Origin of the sequence: Paenibacillus polygoni (assembly GCF_030263935.1) — a bacterium.
Classification (GTDB): Bacteria; Bacillota; Bacilli; order Paenibacillales; family Paenibacillaceae; genus Paenibacillus; species Paenibacillus polygoni.
The window spans coordinates 4,040,005-4,058,142 of sequence record NZ_CP127162.1 but is presented as its reverse complement, the minus strand read 5'-3'; the positions used below and the strand labels follow the sequence as shown (position 1 = coordinate 4,058,142).

Annotated in this window: 15 protein-coding genes; 12 read left to right on the top strand and 3 right to left on the bottom strand. The window is 45.6% G+C overall.

Annotated features, from left to right (window positions below):
* Positions 1 to 23 precede the first annotated feature (23 nt).
* The 5 genes from QPK24_RS19405 to QPK24_RS19385 all read left to right on the top strand — a co-directional run bounded on the left by QPK24_RS19405 (position 24) and on the right by QPK24_RS19385 (position 9,361).
* Positions 24 to 908 carry a carbohydrate ABC transporter permease gene (locus tag QPK24_RS19405; RefSeq protein WP_285743945.1) on the top strand — a complete coding sequence of 295 codons (885 nt, stop codon included), beginning with the start codon at positions 24 to 26 and terminating at the stop codon, positions 906 to 908.
* A 33-nt stretch (positions 909 to 941) separates the two neighbouring features.
* The gene (locus QPK24_RS19400; RefSeq protein ID WP_285743943.1) at positions 942 to 2,468 is read left to right on the top strand and encodes an extracellular solute-binding protein; all 1,527 of its coding nucleotides are present in this window, start codon (positions 942 to 944) and stop codon (positions 2,466 to 2,468) included.
* Positions 2,469 to 2,491: 23 nt separating this feature from the next.
* Positions 2,492 to 5,791, top strand: coding sequence for a glycosyl hydrolase (locus QPK24_RS19395; RefSeq protein WP_285743941.1), 3,300 nt, complete (start codon positions 2,492 to 2,494; stop codon positions 5,789 to 5,791).
* Positions 5,788 to 7,077 (top strand): Gfo/Idh/MocA family oxidoreductase, encoded by a 1,290-nt coding sequence (locus QPK24_RS19390; protein WP_285743939.1) that lies wholly within the window; start codon positions 5,788 to 5,790, stop codon positions 7,075 to 7,077. Before QPK24_RS19395 ends, QPK24_RS19390 begins: the two co-directional genes overlap by 4 nt.
* 226 nt (positions 7,078 to 7,303) lie before the next feature.
* Positions 7,304 to 9,361 (top strand): glycoside hydrolase family 88/105 protein, encoded by a 2,058-nt coding sequence (locus QPK24_RS19385; RefSeq protein ID WP_285743937.1) that lies wholly within the window; start codon positions 7,304 to 7,306, stop codon positions 9,359 to 9,361.
* 92 nt (positions 9,362 to 9,453) lie between these two features.
* Here QPK24_RS19385 and QPK24_RS19380 read toward each other — a convergent pair whose 3' ends face one another.
* The gene (locus tag QPK24_RS19380) at positions 9,454 to 10,332 is read right to left on the bottom strand and encodes a DUF72 domain-containing protein (RefSeq protein WP_285743935.1); all 879 of its coding nucleotides are present in this window, start codon (positions 10,330 to 10,332) and stop codon (positions 9,454 to 9,456) included.
* Between the two features lie 198 nt (positions 10,333 to 10,530).
* Here QPK24_RS19380 and QPK24_RS19375 point away from each other — a divergent pair, with 198 nt between their 5' ends.
* Positions 10,531 to 11,544, top strand: coding sequence for an MBL fold metallo-hydrolase (locus tag QPK24_RS19375; protein ID WP_285743933.1), 1,014 nt, complete (start codon positions 10,531 to 10,533; stop codon positions 11,542 to 11,544).
* 64 nt (positions 11,545 to 11,608) lie between these two features.
* On the opposite strand, the gene QPK24_RS19370 is transcribed toward QPK24_RS19375, so the two are convergent.
* On the bottom strand, positions 11,609 to 12,187 hold the full coding sequence (locus QPK24_RS19370) for a phosphatidylglycerophosphatase A family protein (RefSeq protein WP_160036321.1): 579 nt from the start codon (positions 12,185 to 12,187) through the stop codon (positions 11,609 to 11,611).
* Positions 12,188 to 12,308: 121 nt separating this feature from the next.
* On the opposite strand from QPK24_RS19370, the gene QPK24_RS19365 reads away from it, so the two are divergent.
* From QPK24_RS19365 to QPK24_RS19355, 3 genes are all read left to right on the top strand, one after another.
* Complete coding sequence (locus tag QPK24_RS19365) at positions 12,309 to 13,364, top strand: GerMN domain-containing protein (protein WP_285743930.1); 1,056 nt, start codon at positions 12,309 to 12,311, stop codon at positions 13,362 to 13,364.
* 98 nt (positions 13,365 to 13,462) lie between these two features.
* Complete coding sequence (gene rph, locus QPK24_RS19360; protein ID WP_160036323.1) at positions 13,463 to 14,218, top strand: ribonuclease PH; 756 nt, start codon at positions 13,463 to 13,465, stop codon at positions 14,216 to 14,218.
* Positions 14,219 to 14,224: 6 nt separating this feature from the next.
* Positions 14,225 to 14,851 carry an XTP/dITP diphosphatase gene (locus QPK24_RS19355; RefSeq protein WP_285743927.1) on the top strand — a complete coding sequence of 209 codons (627 nt, stop codon included), beginning with the start codon at positions 14,225 to 14,227 and terminating at the stop codon, positions 14,849 to 14,851.
* Positions 14,852 to 14,956: 105 nt separating this feature from the next.
* Here QPK24_RS19355 and asnB read toward each other — a convergent pair whose 3' ends face one another.
* Positions 14,957 to 16,801 (bottom strand): asparagine synthase (glutamine-hydrolyzing), encoded by a 1,845-nt coding sequence (gene asnB / locus QPK24_RS19350; protein WP_285743925.1) that lies wholly within the window; start codon positions 16,799 to 16,801, stop codon positions 14,957 to 14,959.
* A 179-nt stretch (positions 16,802 to 16,980) separates the two neighbouring features.
* Here asnB and QPK24_RS19345 point away from each other — a divergent pair, with 179 nt between their 5' ends.
* The 3 genes from QPK24_RS19345 (at position 16,981) to QPK24_RS19335 (ending at position 17,890) form a co-directional block, all read left to right on the top strand.
* Positions 16,981 to 17,319: a hypothetical protein gene (locus tag QPK24_RS19345; RefSeq protein ID WP_285743924.1), complete on the top strand. Its 339-nt coding sequence runs from the start codon at positions 16,981 to 16,983 to the stop codon at positions 17,317 to 17,319.
* A 15-nt stretch (positions 17,320 to 17,334) separates the two neighbouring features.
* Positions 17,335 to 17,688 (top strand): hypothetical protein, encoded by a 354-nt coding sequence (locus QPK24_RS19340; RefSeq protein WP_285743922.1) that lies wholly within the window; start codon positions 17,335 to 17,337, stop codon positions 17,686 to 17,688.
* Between the two features lie 73 nt (positions 17,689 to 17,761).
* Positions 17,762 to 17,890: a hypothetical protein gene (locus QPK24_RS19335; protein ID WP_263621324.1), complete on the top strand. Its 129-nt coding sequence runs from the start codon at positions 17,762 to 17,764 to the stop codon at positions 17,888 to 17,890.
* Positions 17,891 to 18,138: the final 248 nt, after the last annotated feature.

Here is an 18,138-nt window from a genome sequence, read left to right as displayed (position 1 = left end):
ATTTTTTGTAGGGGGTCCGCAAGATGAACAAACGGTTTAATACCCCAGGCGGGCGTGTGTTTGATGCGTTCAACTACGTGTTCTTGGGACTGTTTGGACTTGTCACTGTACTGCCGTTTCTCTACATCATCGGGAATTCATTTGCCACAGAAGCAGAGATTACGGCCCGAAGTTTCTTTTTAATACCAAAGGAATTTTCGATGAGTGCGTATCAGTATATTTTCTCTTCCTCCACCATTTTTAGAAGTATTGGGAATTCCATTTTTATTACGGTTGCCGGAACTTTTGTCAATCTGTTGTTTACGCTGACGATGGCGTACCCCCTGTCTCGCAAAGACTTTTGGGGACGAAATGTTGTGATGAACTTAGTTATCTTCTCCATGTTATTTGGGGGAGGAATGATCCCGACTTATCTCGTCATTCGTGGACTCGGTCTGCTCGACAGCTACTGGGCTTTGATTCTACCAGGGGCGATTGGCGCGTTTAACTTGATTGTGGTCAAAAACTTTTTTCAAGAACTTCCTGCAGGACTAGAAGAGGCGGCTCGAATCGATGGATGTACGGATATTGGCGTGTTATGGCGAATTGTTCTTCCGTTATCCAAACCTGTTATTGCTACCTTCGCTTTATTTTACGCGGTAGGTCATTGGAACAACTTTTTCTCGGCCCTTTTATATCTAACAGACAGTGCGAAATGGCCGCTGCAGATCATGCTTAGACAGATTGTACTTCTATCGCAAGGTACGGTGGGAGACATGGCTAACCTGGATCAAAACTTTGTTCAGCCGCCTGAACAGGCCATTAAAATGGCGGTAATTGTGGTTGGTACCATCCCAATTTTAATCGTGTATCCGTTCTTGCAAAAGCATTTTGCAAAAGGGGTCCTGCTTGGTTCCATTAAGGGGTAACAAGAAACTAAACATATATGGGGGTATAGGTTCATGAAAAAAACCAAAAGTACGTTAGCGTATTCTGTAAAAATGGTAAGCACTGCGTTCTTGATTACTTCCTTGCTTGCCGCTTGTTCACCTGGGGGGAAAGAGAACACGGCTGAATCTGAAAGCCCGAATAGTCCAGAAACGAAAAAACAGATTAGTATTATGGTGCCAAACTTTGCAGCAGAGACGCCCGCAGATAACAACGCAGTTCTACAGAAACTTGAAGAACTTACGGATACCGATGTTGAGTTTCAGTGGGTGCCAAGCAGTTCTTATGATGATAAATTCAATATTACACTCGCATCAGGTAAACTTCCTAGTCTCATGGTCGTACTCGGCAAATCGCCAAGTTTTATCAATGCGGCCCGCAGTGGTGCGTTCTGGGAGCTCGGTCCTTATTTGAAAGATTATAAAAATCTATCCGGTGCGAATGAGATCATACTAAACAATGCCTCCATTGATGGAAAGACTTACGGTATATACCGTGCTCGGGCACTTGGAAGAAACGGGGTTACGATTCGGAAAGACTGGCTGGATAACCTGAAGCTAAAAGCACCGACCACGATTGAGGAGTTCTACAACGTCATGAAGGCGTTTACAGAGGATGATCCAGATGGCAATGGAAAAAAGGATACGTACGGGCTGATCGCAAGTCAGTTTAACGGACCATGGGACATCATGCAGGTATGGTTTGGTGCACCGAATGGCTGGGGAGAAGAGAACGGAAAGTTGATTCCAGCGCATCAGACACCTCAATATTTGGAAGCATTGAAATTCTTCCGCAAGTTATATAGCGAGGGCCTTATTAATAAAGATTTTGCTGTAATGGATCCTACCAAGATGTCCGATTTGATGGTCAACGGCAACGGTGGAGTCATGGTCGATGTAGCAGATAATGCGCAGCGAATTGAATCGAAAATATTGGAGAAGGATCCGAATCATACAGATGCTGTAGATGTTCTGCAAGCGATGGTAGGTCCTGAAGGACATCGTGATCTTCCCACTTCCGGATATGCCGGCATGATCGCTATTTCTAAAAGTGCGGTGAAAACAGAGGAAGAGCTGAAACAAGTGCTTACTTTCCTTGACCGTTTGAATGATGAGGAGCTGCAAATGCTGATGTCTTATGGACTCGAAGGCACTCATTATGAGAAAAAGGATGATTATATCGTTCCTACCACAGATAAATTGAAAATGAGGGACCTAAACGGAACCAATCAGATTTTGATGTTTATTCCGGAGACGCTGGGACTTACTGTAGAGCAGACAGAAATACGGAAAAAGGTAGCTGAAGTGCAAAAGGCAAACGAGTCCATCGTTATTCCTAACCCAGGTGAACCGCTGATCTCGGATGTCTATGCACAAAAAGGACCGCAGCTCGACAATATCATTAATGATGCTCGTACGAAGTTTATCGTCGGTCAGATTGATGAAAAAGGGTTGCAGGACGCTTTTGCCTTGTGGGAGAAAAACGGAGGTAAAGAGTACGTAGAAGAGATGAACAAACTGTATACCGAGCTGCAGAAATAAAAGACTTCAGGGAGGTTATCAGCATGTGGAATCGTAGGACATTTCAGAATCCAGGAAATGAATATCGTGCTCATCCTTTCTGGTTCTGGAATGGTGAGATGGATGATGAGCAGATCAGACACCAAATTTCGGAGATGGCAGCGCAGGGCGTAGGCGGATTTTTTATCTGTGCGAGACAGGGACTAACCGTCCCTTATCTCTCACGGGCTTGGTTTCATAAGGTACGGTTTGCTGTAAAGGAAGCGAAGTCAAAAGGCATGAAGGTTTGGCTTTATGACGAATATCCGTATCCAAGCGGTATGGCCGGCGGAGAAGTGACCCTTGAAATGCCGGAAGCAAAACAGCGTGCACTCCTACATCACACAGGCAGGGTGAGTCATGGCGATCATGTGTCATGGACCTTGCCATGGGCGGTAATCTTGTATGCAAAAGCTGTACCGGTTAATGCTGACGGGACACATCAGTGGGAACAAGCAATAGAACTTCGAAAACAGATCGGAAATATTCAGCTTCAGCAGGTATATCAGGAAACGGGACTTACTTCATATAATCGCAAGCGATTTTTCACTTATGAAACTGCGTTTCGTTTGGAATGGGATGTGCCTGAAGGAGAGTATGAAATCTTTATTTTCATGGAGCAGGAGATTGATGATTTTAAATATTACGGCAATTTTGTAGACCCTCTTAATGAGAAGGCAATGAAACGATTCATTGAACTGACACATGAGCGGTATCAAGAGGAACTTGGGGACGATTTCGGAACCGTAATTAAAGGGATGTTTACGGACGAAATTGCACCTCTTGGCCGAATCCCGTGGTCACCGCAGCTGCCGTCTTTTTTCAAAGAAAGAACAGGTTATGATCTCATTGAACAGCTTCCTGCCTTACTGCGAAGTGATGTACCCAAGGCAAAACAGACTCGGTATGACTATTATCAATCCGTCCATCTGCTGCTGCGAAAATCGGTTCATAAACAGGCACACGATTTCTGTGAACAGGCACATATTGAATATGCAGCCGAGGTTCCATCTCTGCGAATGACAACCCAGCTGTACAGTCATCTGCCAGGCGGTGACTCTGCACATGAAAAAACAGGCCGTTCGCTTGAATATATACTGCAGCGCTACGGACTAAATATGCGGGATAACCCGAAGATGGTTAGTTCACTAGCCCGGCAGCTCGGCAGACCGCGCAATATGATCGAATGCTTTCACAGCGTTGGCTGGTCCATGACCTTACAGGATGCAAAATGGATGATCGACCGAATGGCTGCCATGGGCACGAATTTTTATAATTTTCATGCTTTTTTTTACACAATCGGCGGGCTTGCAAAACATGATGCACCTCCGTCTCAATTTTTACAAAATCCCTATTGGCCTTATTTCCGTGAGCTCGGAGATTATGTAGGGCGCATCAGTTATCTGATGAGCGAAGGGAAAGCGGATATTCGAATTGCTTTGCTTGACCCAACCACTACGTTTTGGACGCTAATGGGGAATCCGCTGCATGGTTTTGCGTACGGCGGAGAAGAGGAAGAAGAAAAAGCACAGCTAGATCAGCTCAAGGAAGACTGGCTGATTCTATCGAATCTACTGCTTCGATATCGCCGTGACTATGATCATCTGGATCCAGAGCTGTTTGCTGAAGCACAGATTAGAGAGGGAAACATCGAGATCGGTGAAGCAACCTATGAGGTGTTGATTCTGCCCCCTATGCTGAATCTAGAGGCTGCTGCCTGGAATCAGCTTCAAGCTTTTGTCAGAGCAGGTGGAAAAGTCATTACGACCGGGTGCCTTCCAGTTGAGTCCGTCGAACCGGGATGTCCGGATGCCTTGGACTGGGAAGCACTTGGCAAAAAGGAGAATGTGTACTCTCTTCCTGTAGATGGAGCAATGGAGGCGAAAATTTCAGAGTATCTTCTGCTACAGCTCGATGAATGGCTGGATGATGCTGCCGTACTACAGGTAGATAATGACCCTCTGCACATCCTTCAGCAGTTCCGCATAATCTCAGCGCATGAGGCTGCTTTATTCCTGACGAATCAGGAAGGAGAAACCTTGCAAGGTAAGTTACAAATTGATAAGAAGGCACTGCTTAGCAGATTGGGTGTTAATGCGAAGAATGACAAGAATGAAGTAGCGGTACGATACTTGTCACTGCGTACAGGAGAAGTAAGTGAAGAATTGCCTGTTACCTTGTCTCATTGGGACAAGCAGGATTCAAACAATAAAAAATATGAACTAGAGGTTACGCTTGCTCCGTATGAATCAGTCATTTTCTTATTGGACGTTGTTCCGGTAAACGTGATGACGGATAGAGAACCGCAAATAGTACCCAGTCCATATCAAATCAAGCTTCCTGTAACAGGGAGGTGGACGGTAACACCAGAGCAGGATAATAAACTGCGTATCGGTGATTTTACATTAACGGTTACTGACTCGCTGGGGCAGGTACATATTCAGGATCTGAAAGTACAGGCGAAAACATTCATTGAGCAGATTACGAGTGAAGCGGGAAGCGGCCTGCCTCTCCAATTTGATCAAGTATTCGGTACACCAAAGAGAGCCAAAGTGGCTTATCCACTAGATGCTGTTTATAAATCTCAGTTCATATGTCATAGAAAAGAAGAGAACTGCTTATTATTTTTTGATGGGAGCGCCATCTCGGGGAATTACGTCATTGAAGTCAATCAGCACCGGCTGAGTGCTTCTGATTTCACTCCTGTCTGGATTACGGATTATACCAATATCGGGACGGAGATTGCTCCCTACCTTCAGGTAGGACTAAATGAGATTCGTGTTCGCGTGGAAGTGACCAAAGACGATGACGGTATCGTAGATCCGCTCATGTTATCTGGTGCATTCGGTGTTTACTACGAGGACGATAGGCCTGTACTGGCGGCCTTACCTGAGTCTATTTGCGCTCTGCTGCCAGAGCCAATGATAGGCTTCCCGCATTACGCTGGGACGACGAGTGTTAAACGGACATTTGAATGCAGCGAGGTAGAAGAGCAGGGCTCCGACCAGTTTGAACTATCTTTTACAGATTTTCGTTTGCAAGATGTTATTGAAGTGCTGGTGAATGGACAATCCCTGGGGATTCGCGCTTGGTCTCCTTACTGCTGGGCGGGCAGTACCTCCCTTCTTCGTGAAGGAGACAATGATCTAGAAGTCAAAGTTACCGGGACGCTGATTGGCCTGCTCGAAGGTACTTATTTTGATCAGGAGCAGCATGCTGCAGTCGATGTGAGAATAAAACAAAAGGAAGCACAGGTCACATCCCAAAGTACAAAAATAGGAACCTTAGGAGGTAACATAAAATGAGTAAAAAAACTTATGCGGTTGTAGGTACGGGAGGAAGAGCAGGATTTTTCTATACGGCACTGGCTGAGGATTACCGAGATCAGTCTGAACTTCTTGCATTCTGTGATACCAACCAGACACGTATGGATTATGCGAATCAAGTGCTGAGGGAAAAATGTGATTACCCTGAGGTGCCTACTTATAAAGACACTGAATTTGAGACTATGATTGAAAAACATAAGCCGGATACGATTATTGTTACAAGTATCGACCGAACGCATCACCGCTATATTATCCGAGCTCTCGAACTCGGCTGTGATGTCATTACAGAAAAGCCGATGACGGTTGACGAGGAGAAATGTCAGGAGATTCTTGATGCGGTAGAAAGAACCGGACGGAATGTTCGGGTGACGTTTAACTACAGATATGCACCGCATCATACGAAAGCTCGTGAGCTGATCATGAACGGAACGATAGGCGACGTTCATTCCGTGCATTTTGAGTGGCTGCTAAATACTCGTCATGGTGCAGATTATTTCCGCAGATGGCACCGTGACAAACGAAACAGCGGGGGACTGCTCGTACATAAATCAACACATCATTTTGACTTAGTTAATTTCTGGATCGGCTCTCAGCCTGAGACCGTTTTCGCATTTGGGGACTTACTCTTCTATGGTAAAGAGAATGCAGAGAATCGCGGAGAAAGCCATCCTTATCAGCGGGCAACCGGAAATGTTCATGCGAAAGATGATCCTTTTGCACTCCATCTAGATGAGAATGAATCACTCAAAGCCATGTATCTTGATGCCGAGCACGAAGATGGATATCAGCGGGACCAAAACGTTTTTGGAGACGGGATTAGTATTGAAGATACGATGGGTGTCCTTGTGAAATACAAAAACCGTGCAGTCCTTACGTATTCACTGAATGCGTATATGCCTTGGGAAGGATACCGTATTGCTTTTAACGGCAGTAAGGGACGGATTGAAATGAATATTGTTGAACAGTCCTATGTGAATGCAGGCGGAGACCGGGCAAACGAAGGGGCGCTGCAAGGACATAGTATTAAAGTATTTCCTATGTTTGATGCACCTTACCTGGTTGATGTAGAGGAAGGAGAAGGAGGACACGGCGGAGGCGACCCCGTTCTTCTAAATGATCTGTTTGGTGAACCGGTGCATGATCCATTTGACCGCGCAGCGAATCATGTGGATGGAGCACGTTCTATTTTGACAGGGATTGCTGCTAACAAAGCCATTCGTACTGGACTTCCTGTTCAGATTGATGATCTTGTGAAGTTCTACTAGAACATTCGCTGTCATGACGGACTCTATAAATTAAGAACAGAAGGGACTGGTCCTCATTCGATATTTTCATGCTAATGAAGCGATAGCGAGCCGTGTACCTGATTCCATACCAGAAGTGCTTGAGACCATTGCACAGCGATATATCGGGGATAATCCTAAGCATTCGTTTTTATTTCGCGCCTTTCAGAGAGACGGATTTAAGAGACTTTCGGATTATAGATATGAGATGTGCCTCTGTGAACGTCTGCCGGAAGCGACTACTGGAAGTTATGCATATGTATGGGGAAAGCTGTGGAGCGGGCAACCGCAGGAAACAAAACTGAATATGAGTCTAATCTGTTATAGTCCTGTGAAGATTTATGTGAACGGAGCCTTGTTTTTTACTTCGGATCTGCATCAGGAGCTATTTCCTGAAAGGCGTACCGCCCTGCAAATTCCCGTACAGTACGGCTGGAATGATGTCATTCTTCAGTTTGTGAAGACGGATGTCGGGTTTGGCGGTGCATTTGGTACAGGTTCATTCAAGAACTTTCCACTTCATTTTATCGTTCCAAGTCATGATCGGAATGGTATGGAAGGGTGGCTGTATTCGGAAGCATTTGAAGAGCCTCCGGCAGAGCTGCCTCGACAAGGAATGACCGAAGAAGAAACAGGACTTACCTGGTATCCTCGGCAGCACTGGAGTGATCTAGAGAACCATTCCGGAGTATTCGCAAGGCTCTATGGAACAGAGGAGCAGGCAGAAGCGTATGCCTGGACAACAATTGCCGTGAACAAACGGGGAGGCACCCCTCTCTTATTGAAGGGCAGACACGACGGACCGATTACGGTTTACTTAGATGGAGCGATAATCTATGAATCAAAGGCAGCCGAAGGGGAATTGATACTGCCAATTCAGCGCAGGTTCGGTGTTCATCATTTAATCATTAAGGGAGCTTGTCTTGATTCGTCGGTTTCCCGGTGGGGATTTCATCTGGAGGAGATCGAGCAGGAGAGCGGGGCAGCACTGATCTCACCTTATCCAGTAGCGGGCAGCCGCGATCCTTACTTATACCTAGGACCTTTTGAGCCGGGAACAAACTTGACCCCGGCTCAGGTTCAGGAAGTGCACCGTGTATTTGATGATGGCAAACGAGGCGTATACTATGAGCTGGATCAGCCGAGAACGACCATCCGGCCTTATCTTGAAAACACGCATTATGGCAAATGGAATTATCCTTTAGGGGTTACCTTACTCGGCCTTCTGCATACGGGAACAGAGCTTGGAAGAGAAGATTATATTCGCTACGGCGTAGATCATATTTCCCTCAGCACCACCTTTGATCAGTATGGGTTGTGGGACAGGGCCATGTATGGAGCGGCAGGGATTAATAATCAATTGTCAGCCATCGATAGTTTGGACGACTGCGGTTCTTTTGGTGCAACGATGATGGCTGCAATGGATCTAGCGGATATTCCTTATGGAAGAGAGACAGCAGACCGTATTGCTGCTTATATTACAGAGGAGCAAGAACGTTTGGAAGATGGGGCTTTCTTTCGCCAAAGAGGCAGTGGAGAGATGCGCCAGGAGACCATGTGGTGTGATGATTTGTATATGAGCACACCATTTCTGTCCCGTTACGCGCGGCTGACCGGGGATACCTCCTATCTAGAGGATGCGGTACAACAATTTCTGCTGTTCCGTAAATATCTCTATATTCCAAAACTGCAAGTCATGTCTCATGTATATGATTTTGTTAGAGGCAGCGCAACGGGAATCCCATGGGGAAGAGGAAATGGATGGGTGCTTTTTTCGCTCACTGAACTTCTGGAGATCCTTCCTGAGAATCATGCCAAGCGCACAGAACTAATGTCATTTTACAGAGATTTGTGCGAAGGTTATCTTCGTCTGCAAGGAGAAAATGGTCTATGGCATCAGGTACTAAACCGTCCTGACAGTTATGAAGAAAGCTCTTGCACGTCTATGTTTATCTATGCTTATGCTAAAGGGATTCGAAACGGCTGGCTAACCGCTCCTGCTCTATATATTGATGCGGTATTCCAAGGCTGGAGAGGACTGACTCGTATCGCGATTGACGCAAAAGGCAATATTTACGGTGTCTGCCGCGGCTCGGGGTATTCTTTTACAGCGGCTTATTATAAAGATGATTTAGGATGGAACCTGAATGATACTCATGGAATTGGAATCGTGCTTCTGGCAGGGGTAGAAACGCTGCGTTTACAAAATGAGCTTAAAAAAACAGAAGCAGCAGAAGCCGCAGTCGTTTCCCCTCGTTCTTCTTAAAGATGAATTCATAGATTCGTTCCCATGCTAAAAAAAGGTAAGAGGCTCATAGGGAGTCCCTTACCCTTTTTTGTATATATCCGTCCGCTAGCTTAGAAGAGTTCAAGCTGCTCGGGTTCTTCTTCCTGTCTTTGTTTCACGAGATCAGAAGCTAGAGGCTGAGGAGTCATGCCTAATAAGGTCATGAGCTGTTTTGCATTAGCCGCCGCATCTCCGCCGGAGTTGTTGTTAAAAACGATGCAGATTTCTTTGCTTTGACGAGCTAATTTATCCAGTTTCTGCTTCCAATCGGTAAGTTCCTCTTCGTTGTAGCGGTAAAGATATCTCACTTCCCGCCAGTTTGGTGCCCCGCTCTGATGCCAGCCAGCGGCATTCCTGCCATGAAAGCGAATGATGGACAGGTCATCGTCTGTGGCCGATAGGATCGTAGGGACAGAGCCTTGTCCCGCGTCCGGTTCATCGCAGATACTGTGAATCCAGCCTTCTCGGCGCATGAAAGCAAGTGTTTTATCCTGCATGTCACCTTCAAACCAGCTCCGATGACGAAACTCCAGTGCACAAGGAATTCCCTGCATACGTTCCTTGATCTCACGCAGTGTATTTACGTTGTCCCTCGTACAATCAAACCAAGGCGGAAACTGAAATAACACAGCTTTTAGTTTGCCGCATTCGATCATAGGTGTAAGAGATTCGTTGAAAGCAGCATACATACTTTCTGTGTCTGAAAAGTAAGGTTTGCCGCGAAGATGGCCTGTCATCCCTTGATACGCTTTGACAATAAATGAAAAATGTTCCGGTGTATCTTCCGTCCACTTTGCCATGCGCGCTGCCGGCTGAACAGCATAGAAGCTGCTGTCAACTTCCACAATGGGAAAATGAGCGCTGTATTCGGCCAGTTTATCTTTGGGTTTCGTGCCGGGCAGGTACAGATCATCATGGTCGCCCCAGCCCGTTAGACCAATATGGATCATTAAGGTGTACCTCCTCGCCTCATTTTTCTGGTAAACTTTCTTTGTTCGCACATTATATAGTAAGTTTTATAGAGGTTCAAATGAGACACCCCTTATCATTTTAATACGACTTTACCTATCGGTTTGAAACAGACTGTAATCATGATATTTGTTTTTATATCATTTTTTTATGTCATATATAGAAGAGGGAGGAATCCTATGAAACTGCCTGAATGGACATTCCACGAGGAAGAACAAATGACGCAGATTAAAATCTCCATGTCCGGCCCCTTACGATGGGTGAACAGTTATCTGTGGAGAGGGGAGACAGGTGTTGTGATTGTGGATCCTGGTCCGCGTAGCAATCAGACGGAAGAAGAATGGCGCGTTGTCTGGAATAACCTATCGATTTCGCCGCAGGAGATTACCGATATTATACTGACGCATCATCACCCAGACCATTACGGACTAGCCGGATGGATGCAGGAACAGACAGGTGCAAACGTATGGATGTCTCAAAGAGCACATCAGGAAGCGGAGTTTATGTGGGGAAAAAAGGCGGAGATTAATCACATTCTGCCCGTGTATTTTCGCAGCCATGGTATGACAGAGAAGTGGGCGGAGCAGCTGCTTCCTCACCTAGAAAGTTTTGATTCACAGGTCACTCCAGCGCCCATAGTCCATTATGTAGAAGAAGGCAATTTTGAAGTGGGCGGACGGAGATTCCGGGTCATTGAAACTTTCGGGCATGCACCGGGACATTTGTCATTCTACGAGGTGGACCGAGAACTGATCCTATGCGGAGATGCGGTCTTGCCGCAAATTTCCCCAAATATAAGCTTACTGCCTGGAAGTGACCCAGAGCCGCTGCTGCATTTTATGCAAGGGTTGGACCAGCTCGGAGCACTCTCTGTACGCAAAGCTTTTCCAGGTCATAGGCATCCGATGAAATCTTTTCGTGAGCGTGTAAGCTCGCTGAAGATCCACCACGAAGAACGGCTGAATGAGATGGAGAGAATGATTGGCGAACAGCCGCAGACTGCATTTGACGTTTGCATAGCCTTATTTGGAGAGAAATTTGGTATTCATCAAATGCGCTTTGCCATGGCAGAGACGCTAGCTCATCTGCAAGAACTTGTTCGTCAGGGGAGAGCGGATCTCATACAGATCGCAGAGCAGGGAAGCAAGCATTCGCAGTATGTTTATGTAATTAGTACGAAGGACAACCCTTAATTAGAGAATGGGGTTGTCCTTTTTTTATTCATGTTATCAATCTCATTTAGCGATAGATGACGGTTTATTTTTCAATTTCCATGATCTCTTCCATATCGTCTCTAACCGGGTATCCGCCGAGTTCTTCTTCCCGTTCCGCTTGTTTCCGGTGAGCAATCCGGCTGCTTGCTGAAGCAGCGACAGCACCTACAATATCGTCAAGGAAGGTGTGAATATGACCATCATTTTTATCATTTAATTTTTCTAAAATCCCCGGCTTTAATTTGTCGATGTATCCGTAATTGGTAAAACCAATACTGCCATATACGTTCACGATGGAAAATGCGAGCACCTCATCGACTCCGTAAAGACCTTCATCATGTTTAATCATATCCTGCAGCGGCGAGATAAGTTTGCCTTCTTCTGCAAGGATATCTAGCTGGATCCCTGTAATTACTGCATTTTGCACTTCGCGTTTCTTGAGCACTTGTTTCACGTTATGAATGCACTCTTCCATGGTGAGCTCAGGATAGTATTTTGATTGCAGCAGCATCACAAGTTCCGCAATCTCTTCTACTTTTACACCGCGTTTCTCCAGCCATTCATTCGTTGCTTCGGCTACCTTACGGCTGTTCAAGCTATAAGGCATGTTATCCAGTGTCATTGTCTTCACTCCTTTGTCAAAGCACAGTTTATCCCGTTTCTATAAAATTTAGTTATTTTTTAAACAAGGGCTCGTATACATAGTAGTACAATCTGTACAAAATTGTTAGGAGGACATCGATATGAGTCGTTTCCAGCGCAAGGTTAAAATGATATCTGCAGCGGGTCTGATTACGGTTCCTGTATTACTTACAGGATGCGGTATATTTCCATCTCAAACATCTGAGCCGATTGACGAGCCGCCTTCCATCATTGAATCTGCGATGATCAAGGCAGCCGAGGGTAAAGGAGGGATTCTTCAAACAGCCCAAGCTACGGTTTATTTGAAAGACCAGAATGGTCTCCTTGCTCCTGTTACTATGTCACTTCCTACGGTTGGGGATTTAACCTTTGCAGAGTCAGAACTTGCCGCACTTGTAACAGGAGGAGCTTACTCGGGGTATTTGCCGGAAGGATTTACAGGTGTGCTTCCCCAAGGAACAGAAATTAAGGATGTAAGTATTGATACAGATAACAAGCTGGCTGTTGTTGAATTCAACTCCAAATTTACAGAGTATAAGCCGGAAGAAGAACGTCAAATTCTTGAAGCACTCACTTGGACACTGACGGAAAATCCAGATGTACAGAGCGTACAGCTGTGGGTGGATGGGAAAAAACTGAACGAAATGCCAGTGAACGGAACACCGGTTGCACAGTCCTTAACACGAGGGATGGGGATCAATCTTGATCTTGGCGGTTCGCTGTCCACCAACTCAAGTCCTGTTACGGTATACTTTACCGACTCGACTCCGGACGGAGTAGAGTACTATGTACCTGTGACAAGGTTAATCGAACCGAGTAATGATCGCCTCAAATCAGCCCTGACTGAACTCATTAAAGGACCAGGAAGCGATGATCTGGATATGGTGCTGACAGCAGGCACACTTCTAGAATCGGTCGTAACTGGAGAAGATGGTATCGTGACCGTAGCTCTGCAGGATGATATTTTTGACGAAGGAGTTACGGTCCCAACCTCGCTCTTACAATCGGTTGTAATGACCGTAGCTGATAACTCAGGCAATCCGGATATCAAAGTAAAAATTACACTAAATGATCAGCAGACAGTAATGGGTGAAGATGAACAGAATTATGGGGAACCGGTCACGAAACCTGAGTATATTAATGAAATTCCGATTTAATGAATAATTCTTAACCTGTAAAGGTGCTTTTGATGGACCATTTTGGTAGAATAAAAAAGACGATTACAGGACGCTTAAGACGTAGGAGGCAGTAAAAGATGAGATCTAACGGACGCACCAGTGAACAGCTTAGGCCGATCACGATGACCGCAGGTACCAACAAATTCGCAGAAGGTTCCGTATTTATTGAGGTGGGGGACACCAAAGTAATTTGTACAGCAACTGTGGATGAAAAGGTACCGCATTTCATGAAGGGACAAGGCAAAGGCTGGGTGACAGCTGAATATTCCATGCTTCCTCGGGCAACACAAACCCGGAATCAGCGCGAGGCAGCTCGCGGCAAATTAACGGGACGTACCATGGAGATACAAAGGCTCATCGGACGCGCATTGCGGTCCGTAGTTGATTTGCAAGCACTTGGCGAGCGCACCATTACCCTTGATTGCGATGTAATCCAGGCAGATGGAGGAACACGTACAACTTCTATTACCGGTTCCTTTGTTGCCATGGCCATTGCGATTGACAAAATTGCTCAGCAGCATCGTTTGCCTGTATTCCCGATCACTGATTATCTTGCTTCGGTGAGTGTCGGTGTAGTTGGACAGGAAGCTATGCTTGATCTGAACTATGAGGAAGATTCCAAAGCGAAAGTAGATATGAATATCGTGATGACAGGCAGCGGAGAGTTTGTAGAGCTGCAAGGAACAGGCGAAGAGAGACCATTCAGCCGTAAGGAACTGGACGAATTACTCAGCCTTGGGGAACGCGGTGTGCTTGAGATGATTAAGCTGCAGAAAGAAACCTTGGGCCCGATTGCACTGAAGATCGGTTCACGCGGAATTGGGGAGGCTTGATTCTCCATGTTTCAGCTTGACAGCTCCATTGTTATTGTAGCTACGAAGAATAAAGGGAAAGTCCGTGAATTCTCTCATGCATTTGCTGCGCTTGGTATAGAAGTAAAGAGCATGTATGACTATCCGGATTTGCCTGATGTGGTGGAAGACGGAGAGACGTTTGCTGCTAATGCATTTAAAAAAGCAAAAACCGTAGGCGATGCGCTGCATCTGCCTGTACTCGCTGATGATTCGGGCTTATGCGTGGATCGATTAGACGGAGCACCGGGCGTATACTCTGCGAGATATGCCGGCGAAGATGCGAGTGATGCAGACAATAATGAGAAGCTGCTAAGTACACTTCTCTCTCTGCAGCTGGGTGAAGATACAGAGCAGCCTCTCCTTAGTCCTGCACGGTTTGTGTGTGCCTTAGTGCTATACGATCCTTCAACGGGAAACAAGGTGGAGTCATTCGGTTCAGTAGAAGGGTTTATCACATCAGAAGGTGCTGGACAAGGCGGCTTTGGATATGATCCGCTCTTTTATTTACCGGAGTATGACAAGACAATGGCTGAACTCAGCTTGGATGAGAAGCAAGCGATTAGTCACCGTGGAGCTGCTCTGCGCGAACTAATGGCAAAGTTAAAGTCTTAGTAACACGGATAAGTACACAAATACCTTCCTAGGATTATGATCCAGGGAAGAGAAGAGAGACCTGCCAGCGGCAGGTCTCTTTTATCATACATTTCTATTTTTCAATCAACGAATCGCGACTTTATAGGTTTTAAGCCAGAAGTTTACTTGCGTAAGATAGGCGAATAACTGAGGACCAGACATCAGCTGGCCAAACCATGGCAAGTTGGAAGACGCGTCTTTAGACGAGGCGAGTTCTTTAATTTTCTTCACATCAATAAGCGGCAGTATCGGTGAATTAGGATCGTCCAGCACATCTAGCATTTGCTGGCGTACCGCCGCCAAATAGTTTGGATTGTGGGTTTTAGGATATGGACTTTTTTTACGGTAGAGCACATCATCCGGCAGAATGCCTTCAAGTGCTTTACGCAGAATTCCTTTTTCACGATCCCCGGTCATCTTAATCTCCCAAGGAACATTAAATACATATTCAACCAGACGATGATCACAGTAAGGGACGCGTACTTCTAGACCCACTCCCATACTCATCCGATCTTTTCGATCGAGCAGCGTTGGCATAAAGCGGGTAATATTTAGATACGACATCACACGCATTTGAGCAGCTTTACTCGTTTCGCCTGCTAGAAGCGGCGTTTCTGCGACAGCATCGGAATAGCGATCATTTAAGTATTCAAGCGGACGAGTCCACTCGGCGATATCAGCTGATAAGAGACTTGCTCTCATTTTGGGCGCAACCGCCCAAGGGAAGGTGCCGGAGTTCAGCATGTCTTCACGATGGAACCACGGATAACCGCCAAATACTTCGTCTGCCGCTTCACCAGATATAGCAACCGTTGCTTTTTTCTTAATCTCCCGGCAAAACAAATAAAGCGAGGAATCCACATCCGTCATCCCCGGCAAATCTCTGGATAAAGTAGCTGCATTGAGTGCTTCCACAACTTCATCTGTATCAAATTCGATAAAATGATGGTTCGTTTTCAGTTCGTCAACCATTCGCTGAATAAAAGGGGCATCTGAATTAGGCTGAAAAGCGTGGGCTTTAAAATGTTTATCATTATCTACGTAATCGACCGAGAAGGTATCGATATTGCCTTGCCCTGTTCTTTTATAATAATGAACGGCAAGTGCAGAGAGCGCACTCGAATCGAGTCCACCTGATAACAAAGAGCCGAGCGGTACATCAGAAGCAAGCTGACGCTCAAGCGTATCTATAAGCAGGCGTCTAACTTCCGCGGCCGTTGCCTCCACATCATCTTCATGAGGTTTGCTTTCGAGCTTCCAGTAAGCGTAAGTACGGAGGCCATTTCTCGTGAAGAGAGCGGCATGACCTGCTCGAAGTTCTTTCATTGAGGAATATACACCATGACCTGGTGTTCTAGCAGGACCGATAATAAAGATTTCAGCAAGTCCTTCGGATCCAACTACGGCTTCCACAGCAGGGTGCAGCAGCAGGGCTTTTGGTTCTGATCCAAATACGAGTGTATCCCCTTGATGACTGTAGAAAAGTGGCTTCACGCCTAAACGATCCCTTGCCATAAAAATATGTTCACGTCCGCTGTCCCATATAACAAAAGCGAAAATACCATTAAACCGGTCTACACAACCGGGACCCCATTCTACATAACTCGCCAAAAGCACCTCTGTATCACAAGTGGTTTTGAATTGATGTCCACGCTGTTCTAATTCTTTTTTTAGCTCGGGCGCATTATAAAGCTCTCCATTGTATACAAGGGTATACTGTTTGTCACTATGATTCATAATCATGGGCTGGGCACCGTTCTCAGGGTCCATGACGCTCAGTCTTCGATGTCCAAAAGCGCACGGTCCAGAGATCCAGGTTCCTCCCGCATCAGGTCCTCGATTCGACATACTTTCAGTCATGCGAACAAGAAGTTCAGAGTCCTGCGTGAGATCATGATTCCACTGTATAAATCCAGTAATTCCGCACATGAGAGTTCATCCTTTCTGGTCGTTTCTTCCACAGAAGTTTGTCTTTTATGAGTGTAGAGCGGTCCTACCTTACATTTCTATTCTCACAGTAAAACAAATATATGCCGAATTCAGGCATAAAATGTCTGTCCTCATCCGAAACTATAAATGTGAATACGATGCATGAGGAGCGATGAAGATTGCAAAAGAGCCTGTATTTCGTGTCGGTAGGGGGACGATCCGTTCTAGCTGACCAAAGAGCTGCATCTTACGAGTGGATCATACAAGCAACGCCTGAACAGGCAGAAAATCTGCAAGGGTTGCTAAGTTTGATGCAGGAAAAAGAAGAAGAGGCCTTCCCCGGATATGTTTTTCCGTGGCCCGATACAGAAGAAGCCTCCGTTAATGTGTTATATGAAGAAGCACTTCAAAACGTGTATAACGAAATTTATCGGTTAGGAACGAATGAGACGCGAAGCCACTTGTCGCAATATGGTATCGTACGAGATTTCGTGAATAAACAAGACTTTCATGAATGAAAGGAGAAGGGGAATATGTATGTCATTCAGAATGCTAAGATAACAAAAGAACTGGAGCTAGATGGCCGATCTTGTGTAGAAGTTGAAGTCGAACCCGCCAGAATGGGAGATTCCTCCTTACTGTTATACATAACAGGCGGTGCAGATGGATCGCTCGAACTCCACAGAATCATAAGAAATCATCATGACCTTACACTGGACTGGTATAACGATAATGCGAATACTGCTTTTGAGGATGCGACGGAGATTGCATTTGAGAATCGGGTAGATGTATTGGCTGAGCAAGAAAAAGAGCAGTTCATGCAGTCTTTACTGAGTTATGGATCTATGAATCAGGATTTACAAAATCGACTTCTTAGCCATAAATAAGGCAAATCCTTTTTGTTTATGAAATGCAGCAATTACACATAATACTCCTGTAACCCGGGGAGGTGAACTGAAAGTGACTTCAAAGTACAAGAAAAGTAAGGGAAACCGTTATAAGGACAATAATGAGTTTGCTGAGGAAGTACTTGCGAAGAACAATCAACATGAAGTACATCGTAACCCGATGCGCTTCGGGAACAAATAACCCGGGCTGCAACAGACGCCTCCACTCTTTTCCTTTGGAAAGGGTGGAGGCTGTCTACTTAAAAAAGGGAAATTACATATACTACGTTTTTTCAGAAAAAACATAAGAAGAAAAGGTTGTTTGGGGTGATTTTGCTTTCCTTAACTCGGGTAAGAGTTTACGAGGGTAAAGTATTATTTCCCATAGACAAGCAGTGTACAGCTGCTGTCTGTATGATTTGATATCTATTTTGCATGAGGGACAGAAGG

What these genes read in the sequence shown, in the direction of transcription:
- QPK24_RS19405 (WP_285743945.1), top strand. Translation starts at nt 24, where the DNA reads ATGAACAAACGGTTTAATACCCCAGGCGGGCGTGTGTTTGATGCGTTC.
- QPK24_RS19400 (WP_285743943.1), top strand. Translation starts at nt 942, where the DNA reads ATGAAAAAAACCAAAAGTACGTTAGCGTATTCTGTAAAAATGGTAAGC.
- QPK24_RS19395 (WP_285743941.1), top strand. Translation starts at nt 2,492, where the DNA reads ATGTGGAATCGTAGGACATTTCAGAATCCAGGAAATGAATATCGTGCT.
- QPK24_RS19390 (WP_285743939.1), top strand. Translation starts at nt 5,788, where the DNA reads ATGAGTAAAAAAACTTATGCGGTTGTAGGTACGGGAGGAAGAGCAGGA.
- QPK24_RS19385 (WP_285743937.1), top strand. Translation starts at nt 7,304, where the DNA reads ATGTGCCTCTGTGAACGTCTGCCGGAAGCGACTACTGGAAGTTATGCA.
- QPK24_RS19380 (WP_285743935.1), bottom strand. Translation starts at nt 10,332, where the DNA reads ATGATCCATATTGGTCTAACGGGCTGGGGCGACCATGATGATCTGTAC.
- QPK24_RS19375 (WP_285743933.1), top strand. Translation starts at nt 10,531, where the DNA reads ATGAAACTGCCTGAATGGACATTCCACGAGGAAGAACAAATGACGCAG.
- QPK24_RS19370 (WP_160036321.1), bottom strand. Translation starts at nt 12,187, where the DNA reads ATGACACTGGATAACATGCCTTATAGCTTGAACAGCCGTAAGGTAGCC.
- QPK24_RS19365 (WP_285743930.1), top strand. Translation starts at nt 12,309, where the DNA reads ATGAGTCGTTTCCAGCGCAAGGTTAAAATGATATCTGCAGCGGGTCTG.
- rph (WP_160036323.1), top strand. Translation starts at nt 13,463, where the DNA reads ATGAGATCTAACGGACGCACCAGTGAACAGCTTAGGCCGATCACGATG.
- QPK24_RS19355 (WP_285743927.1), top strand. Translation starts at nt 14,225, where the DNA reads ATGTTTCAGCTTGACAGCTCCATTGTTATTGTAGCTACGAAGAATAAA.
- asnB (WP_285743925.1), bottom strand. Translation starts at nt 16,801, where the DNA reads ATGTGCGGAATTACTGGATTTATACAGTGGAATCATGATCTCACGCAG.
- QPK24_RS19340 (WP_285743922.1), top strand. Translation starts at nt 17,335, where the DNA reads ATGTATGTCATTCAGAATGCTAAGATAACAAAAGAACTGGAGCTAGAT.